The sequence below is a fragment of the Enterobacter cloacae complex sp. EB5 genome (genome assembly GCF_031432835.1).
GTDB lineage: Bacteria > Pseudomonadota > Gammaproteobacteria > Enterobacterales > Enterobacteriaceae > Enterobacter > Enterobacter hormaechei_C.
In genome coordinates, this window is sequence record NZ_CP133860.1 from 786716 (window position 1) to 810110 (window position 23395).

General features: G+C 59.7%; 21 protein-coding genes. 14 read left to right on the forward strand and 7 right to left on the reverse strand.

Features of this window, described 5'->3' with window-relative positions; all coding sequences use genetic code 11:
- Positions 1-75 precede the first annotated feature (75 nt).
- Genes betI through betA form a run of 3 tightly spaced genes read left to right on the forward strand, consistent with a single transcriptional unit; the run spans position 76 to position 3827 of the window.
- The gene (gene betI, locus RHN82_RS03865) at positions 76-663 is read left to right on the forward strand and encodes a transcriptional regulator BetI (RefSeq protein ID WP_003858827.1); all 588 of its coding nucleotides are present in this window, start codon (positions 76-78) and stop codon (positions 661-663) included.
- 13 nt (positions 664-676) lie between these two features.
- Entirely contained in the window at positions 677-2149 is a 1473-nt protein-coding gene (betB, locus tag RHN82_RS03870; RefSeq protein ID WP_047052900.1) for a betaine-aldehyde dehydrogenase, read from the forward strand.
- 13 nt (positions 2150-2162) lie between these two features.
- Positions 2163-3827 carry a choline dehydrogenase gene (betA, locus tag RHN82_RS03875; protein ID WP_047052898.1) on the forward strand — a complete coding sequence of 555 codons (1665 nt, stop codon included), beginning with the start codon at positions 2163-2165 and terminating at the stop codon, positions 3825-3827.
- A 93-nt stretch (positions 3828-3920) separates the two neighbouring features.
- On the opposite strand, the gene RHN82_RS03880 is transcribed toward betA, so the two are convergent.
- Entirely contained in the window at positions 3921-4619 is a 699-nt protein-coding gene (locus RHN82_RS03880) for a GNAT family N-acetyltransferase (RefSeq protein ID WP_047052897.1), read from the reverse strand.
- Between the two features lie 200 nt (positions 4620-4819).
- Between RHN82_RS03880 and RHN82_RS03885 the strand changes: the two genes are divergently transcribed.
- From RHN82_RS03885 to RHN82_RS03905, 5 genes are all read left to right on the forward strand, one after another.
- Positions 4820-6388 (forward strand): ABC transporter substrate-binding protein, encoded by a 1569-nt coding sequence (locus tag RHN82_RS03885; RefSeq protein ID WP_047052895.1) that lies wholly within the window; start codon positions 4820-4822, stop codon positions 6386-6388.
- A 98-nt stretch (positions 6389-6486) separates the two neighbouring features.
- On the forward strand, positions 6487-7500 hold the full coding sequence (locus tag RHN82_RS03890; protein ID WP_017694356.1) for an ABC transporter permease: 1014 nt from the start codon (positions 6487-6489) through the stop codon (positions 7498-7500).
- Positions 7500-8333, forward strand: coding sequence for an ABC transporter permease (locus RHN82_RS03895; RefSeq protein ID WP_047052893.1), 834 nt, complete (start codon positions 7500-7502; stop codon positions 8331-8333). The genes RHN82_RS03890 and RHN82_RS03895 overlap by 1 nt, the downstream gene beginning before the upstream one ends.
- Entirely contained in the window at positions 8326-9162 is an 837-nt protein-coding gene (locus tag RHN82_RS03900) for an ABC transporter ATP-binding protein (RefSeq protein ID WP_033486434.1), read from the forward strand. The genes RHN82_RS03895 and RHN82_RS03900 overlap by 8 nt, the downstream gene beginning before the upstream one ends.
- Complete coding sequence (locus RHN82_RS03905) at positions 9149-9853, forward strand: ABC transporter ATP-binding protein (RefSeq protein ID WP_032103075.1); 705 nt, start codon at positions 9149-9151, stop codon at positions 9851-9853. Before RHN82_RS03900 ends, RHN82_RS03905 begins: the two co-directional genes overlap by 14 nt.
- Positions 9854-9922: 69 nt before the next feature.
- Here RHN82_RS03905 and RHN82_RS03910 read toward each other — a convergent pair whose 3' ends face one another.
- From RHN82_RS03910 to budA, 4 genes are all read right to left on the reverse strand, one after another.
- On the reverse strand, positions 9923-10396 hold the full coding sequence (locus RHN82_RS03910) for a cold-shock protein (RefSeq protein ID WP_015571193.1): 474 nt from the start codon (positions 10394-10396) through the stop codon (positions 9923-9925).
- A 130-nt stretch (positions 10397-10526) separates the two neighbouring features.
- Positions 10527-11297 (reverse strand): (S)-acetoin forming diacetyl reductase, encoded by a 771-nt coding sequence (locus RHN82_RS03915; RefSeq protein ID WP_003858846.1) that lies wholly within the window; start codon positions 11295-11297, stop codon positions 10527-10529.
- 20 nt (positions 11298-11317) lie between these two features.
- The gene (gene alsS / locus RHN82_RS03920) at positions 11318-12997 is read right to left on the reverse strand and encodes an acetolactate synthase AlsS (protein WP_047052891.1); all 1680 of its coding nucleotides are present in this window, start codon (positions 12995-12997) and stop codon (positions 11318-11320) included.
- Positions 12998-13010: 13 nt separating this feature from the next.
- Positions 13011-13790, reverse strand: coding sequence for an acetolactate decarboxylase (gene budA / locus RHN82_RS03925; RefSeq protein ID WP_003858848.1), 780 nt, complete (start codon positions 13788-13790; stop codon positions 13011-13013).
- A 105-nt stretch (positions 13791-13895) separates the two neighbouring features.
- On the opposite strand from budA, the gene RHN82_RS03930 reads away from it, so the two are divergent.
- From RHN82_RS03930 to RHN82_RS03950, 5 genes are all read left to right on the forward strand, one after another.
- The gene (locus tag RHN82_RS03930) at positions 13896-14777 is read left to right on the forward strand and encodes a LysR family transcriptional regulator (RefSeq protein WP_047052888.1); all 882 of its coding nucleotides are present in this window, start codon (positions 13896-13898) and stop codon (positions 14775-14777) included.
- A gap of 306 nt (positions 14778-15083) precedes the next feature.
- Positions 15084-15194 carry a hypothetical protein gene (locus RHN82_RS03935; RefSeq protein ID WP_108454329.1) on the forward strand — a complete coding sequence of 37 codons (111 nt, stop codon included), beginning with the start codon at positions 15084-15086 and terminating at the stop codon, positions 15192-15194.
- Positions 15195-15207: 13 nt separating this feature from the next.
- Positions 15208-15663 carry a hypothetical protein gene (locus tag RHN82_RS03940; RefSeq protein ID WP_047052886.1) on the forward strand — a complete coding sequence of 152 codons (456 nt, stop codon included), beginning with the start codon at positions 15208-15210 and terminating at the stop codon, positions 15661-15663.
- A gap of 355 nt (positions 15664-16018) precedes the next feature.
- Positions 16019-17503 (forward strand): SIR2 family protein, encoded by a 1485-nt coding sequence (locus RHN82_RS03945; protein ID WP_227788390.1) that lies wholly within the window; start codon positions 16019-16021, stop codon positions 17501-17503.
- Between the two features lie 2 nt (positions 17504-17505).
- Positions 17506-17973, forward strand: a complete 468-nt coding sequence (locus tag RHN82_RS03950) for a TIR domain-containing protein (RefSeq protein WP_047052884.1) — start codon at positions 17506-17508, stop codon at positions 17971-17973.
- 214 nt (positions 17974-18187) lie between these two features.
- On the opposite strand, the gene RHN82_RS03955 is transcribed toward RHN82_RS03950, so the two are convergent.
- On the reverse strand, positions 18188-19078 hold the full coding sequence (locus RHN82_RS03955) for an oxidoreductase (protein WP_047052882.1): 891 nt from the start codon (positions 19076-19078) through the stop codon (positions 18188-18190).
- 105 nt (positions 19079-19183) lie between these two features.
- On the opposite strand from RHN82_RS03955, the gene RHN82_RS03960 reads away from it, so the two are divergent.
- Positions 19184-20305 carry a YbdK family carboxylate-amine ligase gene (locus RHN82_RS03960; RefSeq protein WP_032652893.1) on the forward strand — a complete coding sequence of 374 codons (1122 nt, stop codon included), beginning with the start codon at positions 19184-19186 and terminating at the stop codon, positions 20303-20305.
- Here the strand turns inward: RHN82_RS03960 and RHN82_RS03965 are convergent.
- Entirely contained in the window at positions 20235-23390 is a 3156-nt protein-coding gene (locus tag RHN82_RS03965) for an efflux RND transporter permease subunit (RefSeq protein ID WP_047052878.1), read from the reverse strand. The two genes, RHN82_RS03960 and RHN82_RS03965, sit on opposite strands and share 71 nt — an antisense overlap.
- Positions 23391-23395: the final 5 nt, after the last annotated feature.

The following is a 23395-nucleotide window of genomic DNA, read 5'->3' on the forward strand; positions in this document are numbered from 1 at the left end:
GACACATTTTATATTGAACGTCCAATCAAAAACCGCTTTAATAGTTAACCAACGCTGATGAATGGAGTGGCAAAAATGCCCAAAGTGGGGATGCAGCCGATCCGGCGCAGGCAGCTAATCGATGCCACGCTGGAAGCAATTAATGAAGTGGGAATGCATGACGCAACCATCGCGCAAATCGCCCGTCGGGCGGGCGTGTCCACGGGGATCATCAGCCACTATTTCAAAGATAAAAACGGTCTGCTGGAAGCAACCATGCGCGACATCACCGGTCAGCTGCGCGACGCGGTATTAAGCCGTTTACGCGCCCTGCCGGACGGCAGCGCAGAGCAGCGTTTGCAGGCGATTGTTGGCGGCAATTTTGATGAAACCCAGGTCAGCGGCGCGGCGATGAAGGCCTGGCTGGCCTTCTGGGCGAGCAGCATGCATCAGCCGATGCTCTACCGTTTGCAGCAGGTCAGCAGCCGTCGGTTGCTCTCAAACCTGGTGTACGAGTTCCGCCGCGAGCTGCCGCGTGAACAGGCTGAAGAGGCGGGCTACGGGCTCGCCGCACTGATTGACGGGCTGTGGCTGCGCGCTGCGCTCAGCGGCAAACCGCTGGATAAAACCCTGGCCCAGTCGCTCACCAGCCACTTTATCAGCCAGCATCTACCGACCGATTAACCGAGGAGAATTTATGTCCCGAATGGCAGAACAGCAGCTTTATATCAATGGTGGTTATACATCCGCCACCAGCGGTCGCACCTTCGAGACCATCAATCCGGCGAACGGTGAAGTTCTGGCAACCGTGCAGGCCGCCGGGCGCGAAGACGTGGACCGCGCCGTCGAAAGCGCAAAACGCGGGCAAAAAATCTGGGCGGCGATGACCGCCATGGAGCGCTCGCGCATTTTGCGCCGCGCCGTCGATATCCTGCGCGAGCGCAACGACGAGCTGGCAACGCTGGAAACCCTCGACACCGGTAAAGCGTTTTCCGAAACCTCGACCGTGGATATCGTCACCGGTGCAGACGTGCTGGAGTACTACGCGGGGCTGATCCCGGCGCTGGAAGGCAGCCAGATCCCGCTGCGCGACACCTCATTCGTCTACACCCGCCGCGAGCCGCTGGGCGTGGTGGCGGGCATCGGCGCGTGGAACTACCCGATCCAGATCGCCCTGTGGAAATCGGCCCCGGCGCTGGCGGCGGGCAACGCGATGATCTTCAAGCCGAGCGAAGTGACGCCGCTTACCGCCCTGAAGCTGGCGGAGATCTACACCGAAGCGGGCGTGCCGGACGGCGTGTTTAACGTCCTGCCGGGCGTGGGCGCAGAGACCGGCCAGTTCCTGACCGAGCATCCGGGCATCGCCAAAGTCTCCTTCACCGGTGGCGTGGCCAGCGGCAAAAAGGTGATGGCGAACTCGGCGGCCTCGTCCCTGAAAGAGGTGACGATGGAGCTGGGCGGTAAATCCCCGCTAATAGTATTTGACGACGCGGATCTGGATCTCGCGGCAGATATCGCCATGATGGCGAACTTCTTCAGCTCCGGCCAGGTGTGCACCAACGGCACCCGCGTGTTCGTGCCCGCGAAGGTCAAAGCCGCGTTTGAGCAAAAAATCGTCGAGCGCGTGGGCCGCATCCGCGCGGGCGATCTGTTCGATGAAAGCACCAACTTTGGCCCGATGGTCAGCTTCCCGCACCGCGACAGCGTGCTGCGCTACATCGCCAAAGGCAAAGAGGAAGGCGCGCGCGTGCTGTGCGGCGGCGACGTGCTGAAGGGTGACGGCTTTGACAACGGCGCGTGGGTGGCCCCGACCGTGTTCACCGACTGCACCGACGAAATGACCATCGTGCGCGAAGAGATCTTCGGCCCGGTGATGTCCATTCTTACCTATGACACTGACGAAGAGGCCATTCGCCGCGCCAATGATACCGACTACGGTCTGGCGGCGGGCATCGTCACTGCCGATCTGAACCGCGCCCACGGCGCCATTCATCAGCTCGAAGCGGGCATCTGCTGGATCAACACCTGGGGCGAATCCGCCGCAGAGATGCCGGTCGGCGGCTACAAACACTCCGGCATTGGCCGCGAGAACGGCGTCATGACGCTTCAGAGTTACACCCAGGTGAAGTCCATCCAGGTTGAGATGGGTAAATTCCAGTCCATATTTTAACCGGGAGGTTTATTTGCAATTTGACTATATCATTATCGGGGCCGGCTCTGCCGGCAACGTTCTGGCAACACGACTGACTGAAGATCCGAACACCACCGTCCTGCTGCTTGAGGCGGGCGGGCCGGACTATCGCTTTGACTTCCGCACCCAGATGCCTGCCGCGCTGGCCTTCCCGTTGCAGGGCAAGCGCTACAACTGGGCGTATGAAACCGAGCCAGAGCCTTTCATGAACAACCGCCGCATGGAGTGCGGACGAGGTAAAGGGCTGGGCGGCTCGTCGCTGATCAACGGCATGTGCTACGTGCGCGGCAACGCGATGGATCTGGACAACTGGGCGAAAGAACCGGGTCTGGAGCACTGGAGCTATCTCAACTGCCTGCCCTACTACCGCAAGGCAGAGACCCGCGACGTGGGGCCGAACGACTACCACGGCGGCGACGGTCCGGTGAGCGTCACCACCTCTAAGCCGGGCGTGAACCCGCTATTTGAAGCGATGGTAGAGGCGGGCGTGCAGGCGGGCTACCCGCGCACCGACGATCTCAACGGCTATCAGCAGGAAGGCTTCGGCCCGATGGACCGCACGGTCACGCCGCAGGGCCGACGCGCCAGCACCGCGCGCGGCTATCTGGACCAGGCCAAACCACGCCCGAACCTGACCATCCGCAGCCACGCCATGACCGATCATATAATCTTTGACGGCAAGCGCGCGGTGGGCGTCGAGTGGCTGGAAGGCGAAAGCACCATTCCGTCAAAAGCGACAGCGAAGAAAGAGGTGCTGCTGTGCGCGGGAGCCATCGCGTCTCCGCAGATCCTCCAGCGCTCCGGCGTGGGCAACGCTGAACTGCTGAAGCAGTTTGATATCCCGCTGGTGCATGATTTACCCGGCGTGGGTGAAAACTTGCAGGATCACCTGGAGATGTACCTTCAGTATGAATGTAAGGAGCCGGTCTCCCTCTACCCTGCCCTGCAATGGTGGAACCAGCCGAAGATTGGCGCGGAGTGGCTGTTTGGCGGCACAGGCGTGGGCGCAAGCAACCACTTCGAAGCGGGCGGGTTTATCCGCAGCCGCGAGGAGTTCGAGTGGCCGAACATTCAGTATCACTTCCTGCCGGTGGCGATTAACTACAACGGCTCGAACGCGGTGAAAGAACATGGCTTCCAGTGCCACGTTGGCTCCATGCGCTCGCCGAGCCGCGGCCACGTGCGCATCAAGTCGCGCGATCCGCACCAGCATCCGGCGATCCTGTTCAACTACATGTCCCACGAGCAGGACTGGCAGGAGTTCCGCGACGCGATCCGCATCACCCGCGAGATCATGCACCAGCCAGCGCTGGACAAGTATCGCGGTCGCGAAATCAGCCCGGGCGTCGAATGCCAGACCGATGAACAGCTGGACGAGTTCGTGCGCAACCACGCTGAAACCGCCTTCCACCCGTGCGGCACCTGCAAAATGGGCTACGACGAAATGGCGGTGGTCGACGGCGAAGGCCGGGTTCACGGGCTGGAAGGGTTACGCGTAGTGGATGCGTCGATCATGCCGCAGATTATCACCGGCAACCTGAACGCCACCACCATCATGATTGGCGAAAAGATTGCCGACGCCATTCGCGGGCGCGAGCCGCTGGCGAAGAGCACGGCGGCGTATTATGTGGCGAACGGGGCGCCGGTTCGCCGCTGAGTGCGAACGTCTCCCCTCACCCCGGCCCTCTCCCAAAGGGAGAGGGTGTCATCGTCCCCTCTCCCTCTGGGAGAGGGTTAGGGTGAGGGGAAATTATTTCCGAAATGCTTCAAGCCGCTTAACCTGCCGTCCTTCCCCGTCAAAATTCTCCGCCGCCAGCCAGGCGCGCAGCTCTGCATCGCGCTGCGGCCATTCGCCGTCAATAATCGAAAGCATATCGCTGTCGCGGTTGCGTCCTTTGCGCACCAGCTTCTGGCGCAGGCGCCCTTCCCAGACAAACCCCAGCCGCTCCGCCGCGTTGCGTGAGGCGATGTTCATCGAATCGCACTTCCACTCCAGCCGACGATATTTATGCTCAAAGGCATTTTTCAGCAGCAGCCACACCGCTTCGGTACCCACGCGGGTGCCCTTCATTCTGCGCGACCAGGTGACGTGGCCGATCTCAACCGAGCCCTGAAAGCGTTCTATCGCCATATAGCTGACCAGCCCTACCGCCTTTTCGGTGCGCAGATCGATGACGGCAAAGGGCACCAGGTCGTCATCCAGCACCTTTCCCAGTACCCAGTGCGCAGTGGCCTCAACGCTCCCAGGCTGGGTGCTGGCAAGCCACGTCCAGTCGCTGTCGTCACCCAGCGCATAGGCTTCAAACAAATCAGCCGAATGGCGGTCGGCATCCAGCGGCTCCAGGCGGCAATACTGCCCGGTGAGCAGGGTACGGGTTAACGCGCGGGCGCATTTCCAGTCCGGGACAATATCGTTAACGGTTTGACCATGTTGATTGATTTCGGGCACGGCGATGACTCCCTGAAAGGTAAGGAGTTTGTTATAGCAGGTTAAAAAGCGAACGCAAAGAGAGGTGACTCATAACCAGACCGAATGCGTTATTCCCGGATGGCATAAGCAAAGCAGAATTTCGACTTTGAGGAAATCCTCAGCCAGCCTACCGTAACGGTGCATAAAACAATCACAATATATTTTCTTCAGGGATCGCTATGACTAAAAAACTGCTGCCGTTACTGGTGCTGGCTGCGCTCTCCAGCGCTGCTCATGCCGCTACCCCACCCAACACGCTGGTTGTCGCCCAGGGTCTGGATGATATCGTGAGCCTTGACCCGGCCGAAGCCAACGAACTTTCCAGCATCCAGACCGTACCGAGTTTGTATCAGCGTCTGGTACAGCCGGACCGCGATAACCCGGAGAAAATCACCCCGGTTCTGGCCGAAAGCTGGGAAGCAGACGCAGCAGCAAAAACTCTGACCATCAAACTTAAGCCCGATGCGAAATTCGCCTCCGGCAACCCGCTGCGCCCGGAAGATGTGATCTTCTCTTATACCCGCGCCGTGACGCTGAACAAATCCCCGGCGTTTATCCTCAACGTACTGGGCTGGGACGCCAGCAACATCGCCAGCCAGCTAAAGAAAGTGGACGACCATACCCTCACGCTTCACTGGACGGCCGACGTTAGCCCGTCGGTGGCGCTGAATATTCTCTCCACGCCGATTGCCTCCATCGTCGATGAAAAACAGGTTGCGGCGAACGTGAAGGATAACGACTTCGGCAACGCGTGGTTAAAAATGCACTCTGCGGGCAGCGGCGCGTTCAAAATGCGCGTTTACCAGCCGCATCAGGCCATCGTGCTGGAAGCCAACGACTCCGCGCCCGGCGGCGCGCCGAAGCTTAAAAGCATCATCATTAAAAACGTCCCCGATCCCGCTTCCCGCCGCCTGCTGATCCAGCAGGGTGATGCGGACGTGGCGCGCGATCTGGGTGCAGACCAGATAAGCGCCCTCAGCGGCAAGCCGGGCGTGAAGGTGCTAAGCATTCCTTCTGCCGAGCAAAACTATCTGGTGTTTAACACCGGCAACAGCGCTAACCCGCTGCTGAATAATCCTGCGTTCTGGGAGGCCTCGCGCTGGCTGGTGGATTATGAAGGCATCACCAAAGACCTGCTGAAAGGCCAGTATTTTGTTCATCAGAGCTTCCTGCCGGTCGGCCTGCCGGGCGCGCTGGAAGACAATCCGTTCACGTTTGACCCGGCAAAAGCAAAAGCGATCCTCGCCAAAGCGGGCATCAAAGACGCGCATTTCACGCTGGACGTAGAGAATAAACCGCCGTTCATCACCATCGCGCAATCCATGCAGGCGAGCTTCGCTCAGGGCGGCGTGAAGGTGGATCTGCTGCCCGCTGCGGGTAGCCAGGTGTACGCCCGCGTGCGTGCGAAACAACATCAGGCGGCCATCCGTCTGTGGATCCCGGATTACTTCGATGCGCACTCCAACGCCAGCGCCTTCGCATGGAATGACGGGAAATCCAGCACCGTGGCCGGGCTTAACGGCTGGAAAATTCCGGAGCTGAACAACGCTACGCTGGCGGCGGTTGCCGAGCCGGATCCGGCAAAACGTCTGGATCTGTATAAGAAGATGCAGGAACAGTTACAGCATAACTCGCCGTACGTGTTCGTTGACCAGGGCAAAACCCAGATCGTGGTGCGCGATAACGTGAAGGGGTATCAGCAGGGGCTGAACGCAGATATGGTCTGGTACGATCGCGTTACGAAGTAGCCCTTGTTGCCGGGTGGCGCTGCGCTTACCCGGCCTACGTTCCTGGTTTTTGTAGGCCGGGTAAGGCGAAGCCGCCACCCGGCATAAAGAGATTTCCCATGCCACATCTTTCCACCCGCGTGCTTCAGGGTCTGCTGACTCTCCTGCTCACGCTGTTCGGGCTACTGCTGGTCACGTTTGCGCTCTCTGCCTTTTCCCCGGTCGATCGCGTATTGCAGATTGTCGGCGATCACGCCAGCCAGTCCACTTACGATCAGGTTCGCCACCAGCTTGGGCTGGATCGGCCTCTTCCCGTACAGTTCTGGCACTACCTGCAAAACCTCGCTCACGGTGATTTAGGCACCGCCAGCGCTACCGGTCAGCCGGTATTGCAGGACCTGCTGCACGCCTTTCCCGCCACGCTGGAACTGGCAACGCTGGCGCTAATTATCGGCACGGTACTCGGCGTGATTGCGGGTGTGCTGTGCGCCCGCTACGCCGGTTCGCCACTGGACTTAGCGATCAGAACGCTCACCCTGCTCGGCAATTCGGTGCCGATATTCTGGCTCGGACTGCTGATGCTGGCTCTGTTCTACGCGAAACTACAGTGGAGCGCCGGCCCCGGCAGGCTGGACGACATCTGGCAATTCACCGTCGAGCCACGAACCGGATTTGCGCTGGTTGATACCTGGCTTTCCGGCGACCGCGAGGCGTTCCACAACGCCATCAGCCACCTGGTGCTGCCGGTGCTGCTGCTGGCCTACTACTCGCTGGCAAGTATCACCCGCCTGACGCGCTCCGCCTGTCTGAGCGAGATGAACAAAGAGTACATATTGCTCGCCCGCGCCAAAGGCGCCGGAGAGATGACCATCCTGCTGCGTCACGTGCTGCCGAACATTCGCAGTACCCTATTGACGGTGATTGCGCTGGCCTACACCAGCATGCTGGAGGGCGCGGTATTAACCGAAACCGTCTTCTCATGGCCGGGCATCGGGCGCTACCTCACCACGGCCCTGTTCGCCGGTGACACCACCGCCGTGATGGGCGGCACGCTGCTGATTGGCGTCTGCTTTGTTCTGATCAATAACCTTACCGACCTGCTTGTGCGGGCGACCGATCCCAGGGTGCGCTAATGCCGTTTTATCTCTTCTTACGCCGCCTGCGCCGCTCCCCTGCCGCGTTTTGCGGGCTGATCGCCATCGCGCTGCTGGTGCTTATTGCCCTGTTCGCGCCGTGGCTTGCGCCGCATGATCCCAACTGGCAGGACGCCGCCGCGCGTCTGCAACCGCCCAACGCGCAGCACTGGCTGGGTACCGACAGCTATGGGCGGGATCTGCTCTCCCGATTAATCTACGGCACCCGTCCGGCACTGGGGCTGGTGGTCTTAGTCACCGTTATTACCCTCCCCGCCGGTCTGCTGGTGGGGATTTTGTCAGGCTACTACGGCGGCTGGATGGAGCGCATCCTGATGCGCTTTACCGACGTGGTGATGTCGATGCCGCGCCTGATCCTCGCCTTCGCGTTTGTCGCGATGCTCGGCCCCGGTCTGGTGAACGGCGCGCTGGCGCTGGCCTTAACGACCTGGCCTGCCTATGCGCGCCAGGCGCGCAGTGAAATCCAGCGTCTGCGCCACAGCGATTATCTGGCCGCCGCGGAGATGATGGGCATTCGCGGCCCGCGCCTGCTGGTCGGCCATATTCTGCCCCTGTGCCTGCCCTCCGCGATTGTGCGGCTGGCGCTGGATCTGGCCGGGATCATTCTGGCCGCCGCCGGGCTGGGCTTCCTTGGCCTGGGCGCACGTCCACCGATGGCGGAATGGGGCGCGATGATTGCCGACGGCATGCAGGTCATTTTTGACCAGTGGTGGATTGCCGCCATTCCAGGCGGGGCGATTCTGTTTGCCAGCCTGGCCTTTAACCTGCTGGGCGATGGCCTGCGCGACGTACTGGAGCCACAGCATGACTGAACACCGCGTCATCGTCGATGCGCTGAATATCGACTACCCCGCCGCGCGCGTGGTCAACAACCTGAGCTTTACGTTGGGCAACGAGCGGCTGGCGCTGGTGGGAGAATCCGGCTCCGGCAAGTCCATGTCTGCCCGCGCCCTGATGGGGCTGGTGCGCAAGCCCGGCATCGTGAGCGCTAAGCGGCTTAACGTGCTTGGCAACGACCTGCTGACCCTGAACAGCCGCCGCTGGCAGGCGCTGCGCGGCAACGGCATTGCGATGGTTCTACAGGACCCGCGCTACGCGCTAAACCCGGTGAAAACCGTCGCCGCCCAGCTTGATGAGGCGCTGACCCTCCATCAGCGCCTGCCCCGCGCCGAACGCCTGGCGCGCATTCACGATATCATCCGTGCCGTAGGGCTGAACGAGCACGTGCTCCAGCGCTATCCCGGTGAACTCTCCGGCGGCATGGGCCAGCGCGTGATGATCGCCATTGCGCTCGTCAACAACCCGCAGGTGCTGATCGCCGACGAACCGACTTCCGCGCTGGACGCACGCCTGCGCAACCAGATCCTGGAGCTGCTGGTACAGCAGTGCGAGGCGCGGCAGATGGCGATGCTGTTAATCAGCCACGACTTGCCGCTCGTCGCGGAACACTGTGACCGCGTGCTGGTGATGTATCAGGGTGAGAACGTTGATGAAATGGCGGCGAGCCAGTTGCCGCAGGCAACCCATCCCTACACGCGCACGCTCTGGACCTGCCGCCCGAACGCCGGGACGTTTGGCCAGATGCTGCCGACGCTCGACCGTTCGCAACCGTGGAAGGAGGCCGACAATGGCACTCGTTGAGGTTAACCAGCTCCGGGTGAGTTTTGGTGAAAAAACGGCGGTTTCCGCCGCCAGTTTTGCCATCGAAAAAGGCGAAACCTTCAGCCTGATCGGTGAATCCGGCTGCGGCAAATCGACTCTTCTGCGCGTGCTGGCGGGGCTGCTGCGCGAGTGGAATGGCCACATTTCCGTCCTCGGGGAAAATTTACGGCCGGGACGACGTTTTGAAGGCGCGCTTCGCCGTAACGTGCAGATGGTGTTCCAGGATCCGTGGGCGTCTTTGCACCCGAACCACACCATTGCCCGCACCCTGTCGGAGCCGTTAAATATCCACGGCGAAACCCAGGTTGCCGAAAAGGTGGCGGATGCGCTGCAACAGGTGGGTCTGGCTGCCGACGCGGGCAGGCGTTACCCGCATCAGCTTTCCGGCGGACAGCGTCAGCGCGTGGCCATTGCCCGCGCGCTGCTGCTGCGCCCGCAGCTTCTGCTGCTGGATGAACCGACCTCGGCGCTGGATATGTCGGTACAGGCGGAGATCCTGAACCTGCTCAACCGCCTGAAGGCGCAGCACGGCATGACCTACCTGCTGGTGAGCCACGATGCGGACGTGATTGCGCATATGTCCGACCGGGCGGCATTTATGGCGCACGGGGAGATCCAGCGGGTGTTTGACCGTGAGGCGATGTTGCGGGGCGAGCACAGGATGGGGTAAACCGTGCGGCGGCGAGTGCCGCACGCATTTTGTAGGCCGGGTAAGGCATCGCCGCCACCCGGCAAAAAATCACTTCAGCAGCTTCACCGTGGCATCAATGTCGATCTCATCTTCAGTGAAGATCAGCGTCGTGTTCTGGAAGGTAGTGATCGCCAGCTTCTTCACCGTGCGCATTTCGCCCGGCTTTTTCTCGGTTTTTGGTTTAATGCTGTTCATCAGCAGCCCCACCGACAGCACCGCATTCTCTTTGTCAATTTTGGTCTCAACGGGCTCTTCCTCGCTGAATACCACGAAGGATTTGATCGAGGTGAGCTTCACGCGCTCGCCCGCAATATAAAGATGCTTACTCTCCGGGATCACCTTCACCGCATACGCGGAAAGGCCTTTGCTGTTGGTGGTTGGCTCGAAGGTCACCGCCGCATCTTTCTTAATCAGATCAGGGTTGGCGACCTTAATCACATGAAAATAGCGGTTGTCGCCGTTTTCATCTTTGATAAATCCAAAGCCTTTATCTTTAAACCACGTTGTGATTGTACCGTTCATCGCTGTTACCGCCTGTCAGATCTCAAGACTAAAGTTTTGCAGCGCGCAGTGTAATGCACAATGGCTGAGGAGACAAAAAAAAGCCCCTGCACGGGAGCAGGGGAAAGTTCATGTCAGAGCTTATTAGAATTTAGTTGAACACCATCCCACCATCAATCAGCAGCGACTGACCGGTCATGTAGTCGGAATCCGGCCCGGCCAGGTATGAGACGCAGGCGGCGACATCTTCCGGCTCGGACAGACGGCCAAGCGTGATGCGTTTGGCAAAGGTTTCTGTCCCGTAGCCGAGCGGTTTACCCGCCGCCTCGGAGACCTGACGGTCGATTTCCGCCCACATCGGCGTTTTGACGATCCCCGGGCAGTAGGCGTTAACGGTGATCCCCAGCGGCGCGAGATCCCGCGCAGCGGTCTGGGTTAAGCCACGCACCGCGAACTTGCTGGAGCTGTAGACCGCCAGCTCCGGGTTACCGGTATGGCCCGCCTGGGAGCAGGCGTTGATGATCTTGCCGCCGTGCCCCTCTTTACGAAAGGCGTCAATCGCGGCCTGAATGCCCCAGATCACCCCTTTCACGTTGATGTTGTAAACCTTGTCGACAATTTCCGGCGTGATGGATTCGATGGGCGTGGACGGCGCCACCCCGGCGTTATTGACGATGACGTTAAAACCGCCCAGCGCGGTGCGGGCTTTTTCCACCGCCGCGAACACCTGCTCGCGGTCAGAGACGTCCACCTTCACGGCGACGGCCTTCCCGCCGTTACGGGTGATCTCATCCGCGACCGCTTTCGCCGTCTCTTCGTTGTAATCCGCAATAGCAACGGCAAAGCCGTCCTTCACCAGGCGAAGCGCGATCGCTTTGCCAATCCCCTGGCCGGAGCCGGTTACGAGAGCCACTTTTTGCATTTCTCTGTCCTTATATTGATTCACAAAATCTGGCTGAGATGGAGCTGGCCCATCAGCAGCGGGTTATCGCTGTAGTCGACGGGAATGGCCACCACGGCCGGGCCATCGACATCCATTGCCGCACGCAGCGTCGGTTCGAGCGCATCGGCGCTCTCGACGGCAAAGCCTTTTGCACCGAACGCGTCGGCATAGGCTTTGAAATCGACCGGGCCGAACTCGACGCCGGAAAGCCTCTGGTATTTTTTCTCCTCCTGGATGGCCACCATGTTGTAGGCGTTATCCACCCAGATGATGTGCAGCACGTTGGCGTTGAGGCGCACGGCAGTTTCCAGCTCCATGCTCGACTGCAAAAAGCCGCCGTCCCCGGAGACCGAGACCACCTTGCGCCCCGGGTTGACCAGCCACGCGCCAATCGCCCACGGCAGCGCCACGCCCATGGTCTGCTGACCGTTGGAGATCATCACCTGACGCGCCCGGAAGCTGTAAAGGTAGCGGGCGATCCAGATATGGAAGCTGCCCATGTCGACGGTGAGCGTCACGTCGTTGTTCACGATGTCCTGCATGGCGCGCACGATGCGCAGCGGATGCAGGGCAAACTGGTTAAGCGATGCGCCGCGACGGTCGAGGAGGTCCCGCTGATGCTGGCGATCGACAAGAATTTCCGAGGCGCGCTGGCTGAGTTCAAGTTTGTGCTCGATTCGGCTGGCAAGCAGATTCAGCGTGACGGCAATATCCCCGACCAGTTCCAGATCGGGAACATATTTGCGCTCCTCATAGGCGGGCAGCACGTCAATGTGCACCAGCGTCGCGTCGCCGCTGTTCCACATGGACGGCTCGTATTCCACCGGGCTGTAACCGATACAGATGATCAGGTCTGCCAGATGCAGCAGCCGATCGCCCGCCTGGTTGTTAAACAGGCCGACGCGACCGGCGAAGCGGGTGAAGTGTTCCTGATTCACCGCCCCGGCGGCCTGATAGGTGCTGGTGACCGGAATACGGCTTCTCTCCAGCAGCTTATGCAGCGCGGCGCTGTTGGCAGGCTGGCTGGCCATCAGGCCGAGTAAGATGACCGGGTTTTTAGCTTTGTCGATGAGCTTCGCCACGTCGTTAATGGCCGATTCGGGAGCCGGGCCCATCAGCGCCGGGCCACTGGCGGGTAAAATCGCCCCCGTGGTGGGCTGGTCGACAATATCCTGCGGCAGGCTGACAAACGCCCCGCCCGGCCTGCCCTGCTCGGCAGCGCGAAACGCGTTCGACACCACCTCGGCAATCGCCTCCGGCGAATTGACCTCCACGGCGTATTTGGTCACCGGGCTGAACATGGCGACGGTATCCATGCTCTGGTGCACCAGCTTGGCTTTATCCGCCCGTTTCACCGCCCCGCCCAGCGCCACCACCGGGTCACCTTCGCTGTTGGCGGTGGCGATGCCGGTGATCAGGTTGGAGCAGCCCGGCCCGGAGGTGACCAGCGCGACCCCGGCCTTGCCGGTTAACCGTCCTACCGCTGCCGCCATAAACGCCGCGTTCGCCTCGTGACGCACCGGGATAATCTCGATGGAGGAGTCCAGCAGGGAGTCAAAGACCTTGTCGATCTTCGCGCCCGGTATGCCGAATACCTGCTTCACGCCCTGCGCTTCCAGCTGGCCGACAACCATATCGGCGCCGTGCGCCCACTGACGTGACTGTTTCTCACTGTTCACGGTAGTTCTCCTGTTAGTTTTCGACGGCGCGGATAGCCGCATCAAGATTGCTGGGGTGCAGGTTGGCCTGTAAAAACGCGCTGTCGGCGGGCAGGTCAATCATCAGCTTGTGAATTTCACCGAAGGTGAGCACGCCGTTCTCCAGCTGGTAGTCCAGCAGATGCCCACCGCCCTGACGGTCGTCGGTGATGAAATGCTCGTGATAGCCCGCCACGTTAATGCCCTGCATATGCTGCGGGGTGCGGAACCCCACCAGCACGCCCTCGCGCTGGTTGAAGCGGAACACCGGCTGGTCGTCCAGCACGTCGGTCATCGCCCGGTACGGCGGCGTCTGGCGCGGTACGGTGCGGGTGTGCGCGTGGCGGAAATTGCCGTCGATGCGCAGCGCGCAGAACAGGTTATCGGAGGGGATTTGCTGGTCGATCACGTCGTGGATCTGCTGACGGCTGACCGGCCCGTCGAAGGTTTTGCGGTACTGCGGCTGGAACCAGGTCATCACCGCGAACGGCGTTTTTTGCTCCGGCTTCGCGGCGCGGGCGCTGCCGTCGGCACGCAGCTGGTACACCTGGCTGCTGAAGGCAATCATTTCGCCATCCAGCTCGTTAAAGGTACCGAGACCAAAATCACCGTGTGCCAGCAGGTCGGCGATGGTCGTCTCCCCTTCGTAGACGCCGCTTAGCAGGGCGCTCATTAGCGATGTCTGATAGATCACGCTGTCAGGATGCTGAGCCGAGAACCCGCGCAGGGTCTCGCATAAACTCGCCTCACAGTCGCATGCAGATGAATGCATCATCGTGCCCGTCCTCTTCAACTTTATTTATAAAGGTTAAATAAATGTTGACCCGATTCAGCAGAGAGTTCCAATATAGAATCCATGCTGGTTTGAGACGTTTTTGATATGGAACTTCGTTATCTGCGCTATTTTGTCGCGGTAGCACGCGAGCGACACTTCACCAGGGCGGCCAAAGCGCTGGGTATTTCACAGCCTCCTCTGAGTCAGCAGATCAAACGGCTCGAAGAGGAGGTGGGCACGCCGCTGTTCAGGCGCCTGACGCGGGGCGTGGAGCTGACCGAGGCGGGAGAAGCCTTCTATGAGGACGCCTGTAAGATCCTGGCGCTGAGCGATGCCGCGCTGGAAAAAGCCCGGGGCATCGCGCGCGGGCTGAACGGCAGCCTGTCGATTGGCATCACCAGTTCAGATGCTTTTCATCCCAAAATTTTTGCGCTGATACGTCAGTTTCAGGTGCAGAACATGGCGGTGCAGGTTCACCAGGTGGAAGCCAATATGTCGTCGCTGACGACGATGCTGGCGGAGGGTGAGCTGGATATCGCCTTTGTGCGCCTGCCATGCGAGAGCAGTAAGGTGTTCGAATTAAAAATCCTCGATCGGGAGCCGATGGTGGTGGCGCTACATCGCGATCATCCTCTGGCGGCATGTGGCGATCTGGCGCTGGATGAGCTGCGGAATACGCCGGTGGTGCTGTTCCCCCAGGAGGTCGCGCCGGGGCTGTATGACCGCGTTTACGGCAGCTGCGAGCGGGCCGGAATCGATATGCAACACACGCTGCAATCTTCACAACTTTCCTCTTCCCTGAGCATGGTCTCCGCTGGCGGCGGGTTCGCGCTGGTACCGAAATCGATGGCCGCTATTTCTCCGCCGAATGTCACCTACCATGCGCTGTGCTCGCCGGAGCTTTATACCGATATCGCGCTCTGCTGGCGGCGCTTTGAGCGTTCGCGGACGGTGAAGCGGTTTCTGGCGATGATGAGCGAGGGGTAACGACGGTGCGGCTGTGCCCGGCGGCGCTGCGCTTGCGCGGGCCTACGGTTCGTGTCGCTGTTGGGGCTTTGGATTTTGTAGGCCGGGTCAGGCGTAGCCGCCACCCGGCATTGCCGTTCTGGAAGCCGCCTCGCAAACCTGCAAGCAACCTTATGTAATTCAGGGGTATCCCCTTTCCTTCCTTTTTTCACCGCCGTAAAGTGCCTGCGTTGCGGCACATCCGTAACCGGGCGTAGGAACCCGCATAACATGACATGGCAATTATTTTTGTCGCGACAGCGCTCATCCCGTTAAAATACGGTCGCGCTGGCGGAGCAACCGAAAGGTTGGCCGTTAGTCATGTGCGGTATTCCTACCTCCGTCAGCGCTACCACCCATGAGCGTAGGAACTTATGTGGTGGTCTGGAGTATGTTTAAAAAGGAAAATCACATGACAACTATCCCTTCCCTGTCTTACGCGCTTTCTGAGGAAAGTGCTGTTCATCATCTTCTCCTCCTGCAACTGCCTGAGTCTGCGGATCTCTTTGAACTGGCTGACGCCTGCACTGCGTATGTGAGCGTGCTGGTTGAAACGGACGACACAGTGACATTCACCACGCTTTGCGAGCGCCTGCTGGCTGCGCTGAAGCGGCTGCGCGAGTGCTGTGACTCAGAACTTCCGCCGTATCTGGTTGAACGGCTCATTGCCGGGGAAAAGATCGCCTCCTGCGTGCCGGAATGCTGGCAAGAAACGGCGCTACAGGTGGACTATGCCGTAGCGTTAACGCTGGCGGTAATGGGTGGGACATTACCTGCGAGCGTAGCGAAAGAGCTCACCGGGCTGTTGCATGATATGGTCTGGCTGTTGGCGGAGTTTGTGAAAGAGCCTTATATAACGGCGCACTGAGGCGGGTGATGGGAGACCGGAGTTCTGCGGGGTAAAAAGCAGGACTTTGGCCTTACTAAAAGAATAGCGTTGTTTATTGTGTGTCCGTTAAGAGCGAACAGCGGAAGTAATTACTTAACTACCAACAATGAAAAATAGCTACGAAATCGTGACAATCTATTCCGATATCCACCCTGTATCAGATCGGGGGCACTTGAAAACACCACCCAAAGACCACACATTATTAGTGGATATTGATTCAAACAATGCCACCTATATCGATAGGCAATGATCTCAGTCGTAATGAATCCATTTAAATGCCATAGCACTGCGTTTAAGTGGTGTTATCGAATGACTAGAGTTGGTTTGGGGTACGATGTTAGATGTCTATCTTTTAATAGGATCGTCTAAAAATATGAGTGTTCAGTTTTCAGCTGAAGTCGAAGCTTTCATAAGAACTTATGTGAAGGATCTCGAAGAAGGGGCCGCCGCCGTTTTTGCCGGTGCAGGCCTATCTAGGACTAGCGGCTTCGTTAATTGGAGCGAACTGCTACGTGAAATTGCAGAAGAACTGGGTCTTTCTGTTGAGCTAGAGCACGACTTAATTTCGGTTGCGCAATACCACGTCAACAAGAAGAACAGCTCAACCGGTTTAGCCAGGAAAATCTTGGAGGAATTTTCGGAGCAGGCGGAACCTTCCGAAGCTCATAAAATTCTCGCACGGCTTCCCATTAGAACATATTGGACAACCAACTATGACACTTTGATTGAGGATAGTCTTAAAGAGAACTACCGCGTCGCAGATATCAAGCGCAAGACAGATGACCTTATTACCACTCGTCCTAAACGGGACGCTGTCGTTTACAAAATGCATGGTGACGTGGATTCGCCAGGCGCAGCCATACTCTACAAAGCGCAGTATGAGCAGTACTACAAGACCCACGAAGGTTTTGTAACCGCACTGAGTGGAGACCTAATTTCCAAAACATTCTTATTTATTGGCTTCAGTTTCACTGATCCCAATCTTGATTACATACTGAGCCGCTTGCATGTGCCGGAGAAGCATCGACGTACACACTACTGCTTCCTTCGCAAGGAACCCTCTGTGCCGCAAGGAAATGAAGACGAAGCCAGCGCAATGTATAGACAGCGTCGTCAAGAGCATCATATTCGCGATTTGCTCCGCTTTGGTATACAGGCAGTACTAGTTAACGAGTACGAGGACATTCCGGTTATATTGAAAGAGATCGAGAGCCGCTTCCTCAAGAAGACCATATTTATCTCCGGAAGCGCAGAAGAGTATGGAACTTGGGACAAGCAGGAAGCGCTGAACTTTGTACATTCTCTCTCGGCATCCTTGGTGAAGGCTGGTTATCGAGTTGTCAATGGATTTGGATGGGGTATTGGCAGTGCAGTCATCAACGGAGCTCTCGATGCCATCTATTCCAAGCCTGACAAGTACTCCGAAGATCAACTTATCATGCGGCCATTCCCGCAGCATCCATCAAACGGTAAAGCGCTGAGCGAGCTGTGGGATGAGTATCGACACCGTATGATCGGTCTTTCTGGAGTCGCTATATTTCTTTTCGGGAATAAGCTCCATGATGGTCAAATTGTCAATGCCGGTGGGGTGCGAAAGGAGTTTCAAATTGCTCAGAATACTGGGGTTGCCGTGCTTCCGCTTGGCATCACTGGGTATATGGCCAAGGAACTGGCAGACGAGATGTTGGCAGATCCAAGTAAACATTTTGTCCAGTACCCTTGGTTGGAAACTGAAGTGGCTCAGCTTGCGGATCTCTCTGCTGACCGGGCAAAGATCGAAAAGAAGGTTCTAACAATTTTAAAGAAACTAGGAGGTTAGATATGAAACGTAAGGTCTTTTACAGCTTTCACTTTGATAACGATGTTATGCGGGTACAGCAGATTCGCAACATGGGGGTACTGGAGGGTGACGAACCAGCCAGCCCTAATACTTGGGAACAAATTAAGCGAACCGAGCAGGGAGTGAAGAATTGGATTAACCAGAGTCTAAATGGCAAATCCTGCCTAGTAGTACTGATCGGGAGTCAAACAGCGAATCGTCCATGGATCAAGTACGAGATCCAAAGAGCCTGGCAAGAGGGTAAGGCCGTGGTAGGCATTCATATCCATCGACTGAAATGTCCTCGTAACGGCTACGGGACAAAGGGGGCGAATCCTTTCGACCAATTCACCTTCAAGCGAGGCGACCAAGTCATTAAGCCGCTCGTATATGAACCTAGCTTTAACGACGCTTATAACGATATCAAGAACAACTTGGCGACTTGGATAGAAAACGCCATCAAACAATAACTCAATCACGGGGACTTGACGTGCCCCCGTTAATTAGCATGGACTGAAATTAGGAATGTCTGCTCCTGGCTCAGAGCGGACATTCATATTCATCTCCCTTCCTCTCTATCGGCCCGCCGCCACTCTCAGGCATGAATACGTTTATCACCCTGTTTAGAAAAGCGATGGGCAGCACGGCCGCCCATTACCTTGCCGAACGGAAAAACAGTGGCCGTTAGCCCGGCCCCTCACTCCCCGCCGCCAGCAGCGGCACCACCACATCGCTGATGGGCACCGCAATCCCGTGCCTGCGGCCATAGCGCTGGATCACGCCGTTGCGGATGTCCCACTCCATCGGGCGATCCGCCTGACGGTCGGCGAGGATCGACGTGCCCAAATCCACTGGCGCGCGCTGAAAGTTCGCCAGAATCTCCTGCGCCACGTCATCGGCCAGCTTCGCCCCCTCGGCGCGGGCGACGGCCAGCCCCTCGCGCAGGTAGGCCAGCGCCAGTTCGCTGATATCCTCGCGCCTGAACATCCCGGCGCGGCGATTGGCCAGCACCATCAGCCCGGCAACCGCGTTTTGCAGCAGCTTGCGCCAGGCGACGGTAGTGAAATCTGTCGAGAGCTCAACGTCACAGCGCGTCCCGCGAAGCGCCTCCACCACCCGCTGCGCCTGCGGCACGTCCGGCAGCGTCAGGCGCGGTTTTGCCCGCAGCCAGACGGAGGCGTCCGGCTCGCGCTGAGCGGGGAACCAGACCACCGAGGGCAGCACCGTTGCGCCATTGACCAAAGGCGCGAGCTGGGCTTTCTGCTCCACGCCGTTTTGCAGCGCGCAGACCACGGTGTTTTCATCGCACAGGGCGCGCAGCCAACCGGCGCTGTCGGCATTTTGCGTCGTTTTTACCGCCAAAAAAACGAGGTCAACGGGGCGCGTAATGACGCTGGGATCGGTGAGTACCGGACCGGGCACCACAATTTCACCCTCATCGTGACGCAGGCGCAGTTCCGGATGCGCGGTGCGACCACACAGCAGCGGCGTGCGGCCCGCTTCATGCAGCACCGCGGCGATGGTGGTCCCAATCGCACCGGGTCCTGTCAGCGCAATGGTTGGATAGTCAGACATGGATCACTCCCCTTTTGCTAAGCCTGCTATCAGTTATACCACCCTGGAAAGAGCGCGCCACGCCCATTGTCTATACTCAACACATAACAGACAACGGAGTGCGCCATGCCCTTACCCGACTTCAAATCCTCTGAACCTTATACCCTCGGCATTGAGCTCGAACTCCAGGTGGTTAACCCGCCGGGTTACGATCTGAGCCAGGACTCCTCTGCCCTCATCGCCGCCGTCAAAGACGACATCAAAGGGGGCGAAGTCAAACACGACATCACCGAAAGCATGCTCGAAATCGCCACCGGCGTGTGCCAGACCATCGACCAGGCAGCGGCGCAGTTTTCAGTGATGCAGCAGAGTATCCTGCGGGCGGCGGAAGATCAGCATATCCAGATCTGCGGCGGTGGGACGCATCCGTTCCAGAAATGGCAGCGGCAGGAAGTGTGCGACGACGAGCGCTATAACGTCACGCTGGAGCGCTTTGGCTACCTGATTTTGCAGGCGACGGTGTTCGGCCAGCACGTACACGTCGGCTGTCGGACCGGGGACGACGCCATTTACCTGCTGCACGGCCTGTCGCGCTTTGTGCCGCACTTTATCGCCCTGGCCGCCGCATCACCGTATATGCAGGGCACGGACACGAAGTTCGCCTCATCGCGTCTCAACATCTTCTCGGGCTTCCCGGATAACGGCCAGATGCCGTGGGTCAACAGCTGGCAGGAGTTCGAGGGGCTGTTCCGCCGCCTGAGTTCCACCAGCATGATCGACAGCATTAAGGATCTGCACTGGGACATCCGCCCCAGCCCGCACTTCGGCACCGTCGAGGTGCGGGTGATGGATACGCCGCTGACGCTCGGCCATGCCATTAACATCGCCGGGCTTATTCAGGCGACGTCGCACTGGCTGCTGACCGCGCGGCCCTATAAGCATCAGGAACGAGATTTTCTGCTGTATCGTTTTAACCGTTTTCAGGCCTGTCGCTACGGGCTGGATGGCATTCTGACGGACGTGCATACCGGCGAGCACAAAACCGTGGCGGAAGATATCGCCTGGCTGCTGGAGCAGGTTGCGCCGTCGGCCGAGAAGCTCGGCGCGACAAGCGCAATCAATGAGATTGCCCTGCTGTTAAAGCAGGGCAAGAGCGAGGCGCAGCGCATGCGGGACTTTATTGCCGATGGCGGCTCGCTGATTTCTCTGGTGCAGAAGCACTGTGAGCTGTGGGCGACGAGTCCGTAAGGCCGTGGCCCCACTCGCGCAGGCGCTGGAACAGCACGAACAGCGCCGGGATGAACACTATCCCCACCACGGTCGCCACCAGCATGCCGCTGAACACCGTAGTGCCGATGATGCGGCGGCTCTGGGCGCCCGCCCCGGTCGCCAGCATCATCGGCAGGACGCCGATAATGAACGACACGGCGGTCATCATTACCGCGCGGAAGCGGCGCGAGGCCCCCTCCCGTGCGGCATCGACAATCGCCATTCCGTCCATGCGCCGGGCGCGGGCAAACTCCACGATAAGAATTGCGTTCTTGGCGGCGAGGGCTATCAGTAGCACCAGACCAATCTGCACATACACATCGTTGGCGTAGCCCGCCAGCCACAGCCAGACCAGCGCCCCGCCGATGGCGAACAGCACCGAGAGCATCACGCTCGCCGGGAGCGTCCAGCTCTCATACTGGGCGACGAGGAACAGCCACGCCATCACCACCGCCGCCAGCACAATCCATATCGCCTGATTGCCGGTCTGCTGCTCCTGATACGACATGCCGCTCCAGGCGTAGTCGTACCCGGCTGGCAGGTTTTCCGCCAGAATCTCGCCCATCGCCGCCATTGCGGTGCTGCTACTCACTCCTTCCGTTGCCGAGCCGCTCACCGATACCGACGGGAACTGGTTGTACTGCTGAATGAATGGTGCGCCGACGGTCGGCGTGATGGTGACGAGGTTGCTCAGACGCACCCGCTCGCCGCTGTTGCTGCGCACGAACAGGTCGCTGATTTGCTCCGCGCGCTCGCGCCACTGCATCTCGTTCTGCATCACCACGTGGTAGACGCGGTTGTTGACGCTGAAATCCCCGGCGCGCGTGCCGCCAAAGGCGGTTTGCAGGCTGCTGAAGATGCGTGACACCGGCACGTCGAGGCGGGCCGCGCGCTCGCGGTCAACGGTAAGCGTCATCTGCGGCACGTTGCTGCTCCAGGTGGTGAACACGCGGCTTAGCTGCGGGTGCTGGTTGGCTTTCGCCAGCACCTCACGCGTCACGCGCTCCAGCTCCGCCGGGCTTTGCCCCGCCTGCGCCTGAATGCGCAGGTCGAAGCCGGAGGCGTTGCCCAGCCCCGGCAGCGTCGGCGGCGCAAAGGTCATGATGGTGGCTTCCGGCAGGGCCAGCAGCTGGCGCTGAAGGGTGCCCATCACCTCATCCAGCGGCGGGCGCTCGCCCCAGTCTTTGAGCATGATGGAGATAAACCCGCCGTTCGATGCGCTGGTGCCGTTGAGGATGTTAAACCCTGAAACCTGAATCACGTCTTCTACCGCCGGGTTTTTAGCGATCAGCTCGCGCGCGGTGGTCATCACCGCTTCGGTGCGCTCCAGCGAGGCTGCCTCCGGCAGCTGGACGCTGGCGAAGAAGTAGCCCTGATCCTCCTGGGGCAGGAAGCCCTTTGGCATCGACATGAAGCTGAATACCACCACCGCCGTCGCGCCTGCGGTGGCCAGCAGCGCCAGCCACGGACGGAGGTTGAACACGCTCACGATCCGGGTGTAAAGCGTGCGCGTGGCGTCCAGCCCGCGGTTGAACCCACGGAAAACGGCGGCGGGCTGAGCCGGACGCGGGCGCAGCAGCATCGCGCAGAGCGCGGGCGTAAGAGTCAACGCCACCAGGCTTGAGAGCGTCACGGCAGTCGAGAGCGTCACCGCGAACTGGCGGTACAATTCGCCCACTATCCCCGGCAGGAGCGCCACCGGCACAAACACCGCCAGCAGCACCAGCGTGGTGGCAATCACTGGCCCGGCGATCTGGCGCAGCGCCAGCGCGGTCGCCGCCGTACGGCTCTGCCCTTCCGCCATCAGCGTTTCGACGCTCTCCACCACCACGATGGCGTCATCCACCACCATGGTCAGCGCCAGAATGATAGCGAACAGGCTCAGCGTATTGGCGGAGTAGCCGAGCGTATAGAGCACCGCGAAGGTGCCCACCAGCGACACCGGAATGGCAAGGGCAACAATCAGCGTCGCGCGCCAGCTTTGCAGGAACAGGGACACCACGACCACCACCGCCAGCATCGTCAGCGCCAGCGAGACGCCAATCTCTTTGATGGTGGCGGCCACAAACGAGGTGGTGTCGAATTTGACTTCATAGACCAGATCGTCCGGGAAGCGCGTGGATAACCGTTCCAGCTCCGCGCGCACCGCATCGGCCACGCGCAGGGCGTTAGCGGACGGCGTCGGGTAGATGCCGAGGTAGGCGGAGTCGTGCCCGTTCAGCTGCGCGCCAGAGCTGTAGCTGCGCGAGCCAAGCTCGATGGTGGCGACGTCCTTCAGGCGCACCAGCTGACCCATCTCCCCGGCGCGGATAATGATGTTGGCAAAGTCGTCGGCCTGGTTTAAGCGCCCCAGCCCGTTAATGGTCAGCGTCTGCTGCTGGCCGTTAAACACCGGCGGTGTACCGACCTGGCCTGCCGCCCCCTGCACGTTCTGCTCGCGCAGCGCCTGCGCCACGTCATCGCTGGTCACGTTCAGGGCGTTCATGCGGTCCGGACGCAGCCAGATGCGCATGCTGTAGTCCCGTGCGCCAAACATCTGTACCTGCCCGACGCCCGGCAGACGCGACAACGCCTCGCGCACCTGGGTGCTGGCGTAGTTGCTGACGAACAGCGGCGTGTGGGTGTTGTTCGGTGAGTAAAGGCTTACCCCCATCATCAGGCTGGTGGCGCGCTTGCGTACCTGCACGCCGTTTTGCTGTGCCTCGGTCGGCAGCTGCGCCACGGCCTGCGCCACGCGGTTCTGCACGTCGATGGCGGCGAGATCCGGGTCGGTGCCCGCCGCAAAGGTGATGTTCAGGCTGTACGTGCCTTCGTCCGAACTGGTGGACTCCATATAGAGCATGTGATCCACGCCGTTCAGCTGCGTTTCCAGCGGCGTGGCGATGGCCTCCGCCACGTCAGCCGAGCTGGCGCCCGGCCAAGACGCTGACACATTCACGACCGGCGGGGTGATCTGCGGGTACTGCTCCACCGGAATAATCTTCAGCGCGATGGCCCCCAGCAGGGTGATAACCAGCGCAATCACCATCGCAAAGCGCGGGCGTTTGATGAAAAACGTCAGCATGATGG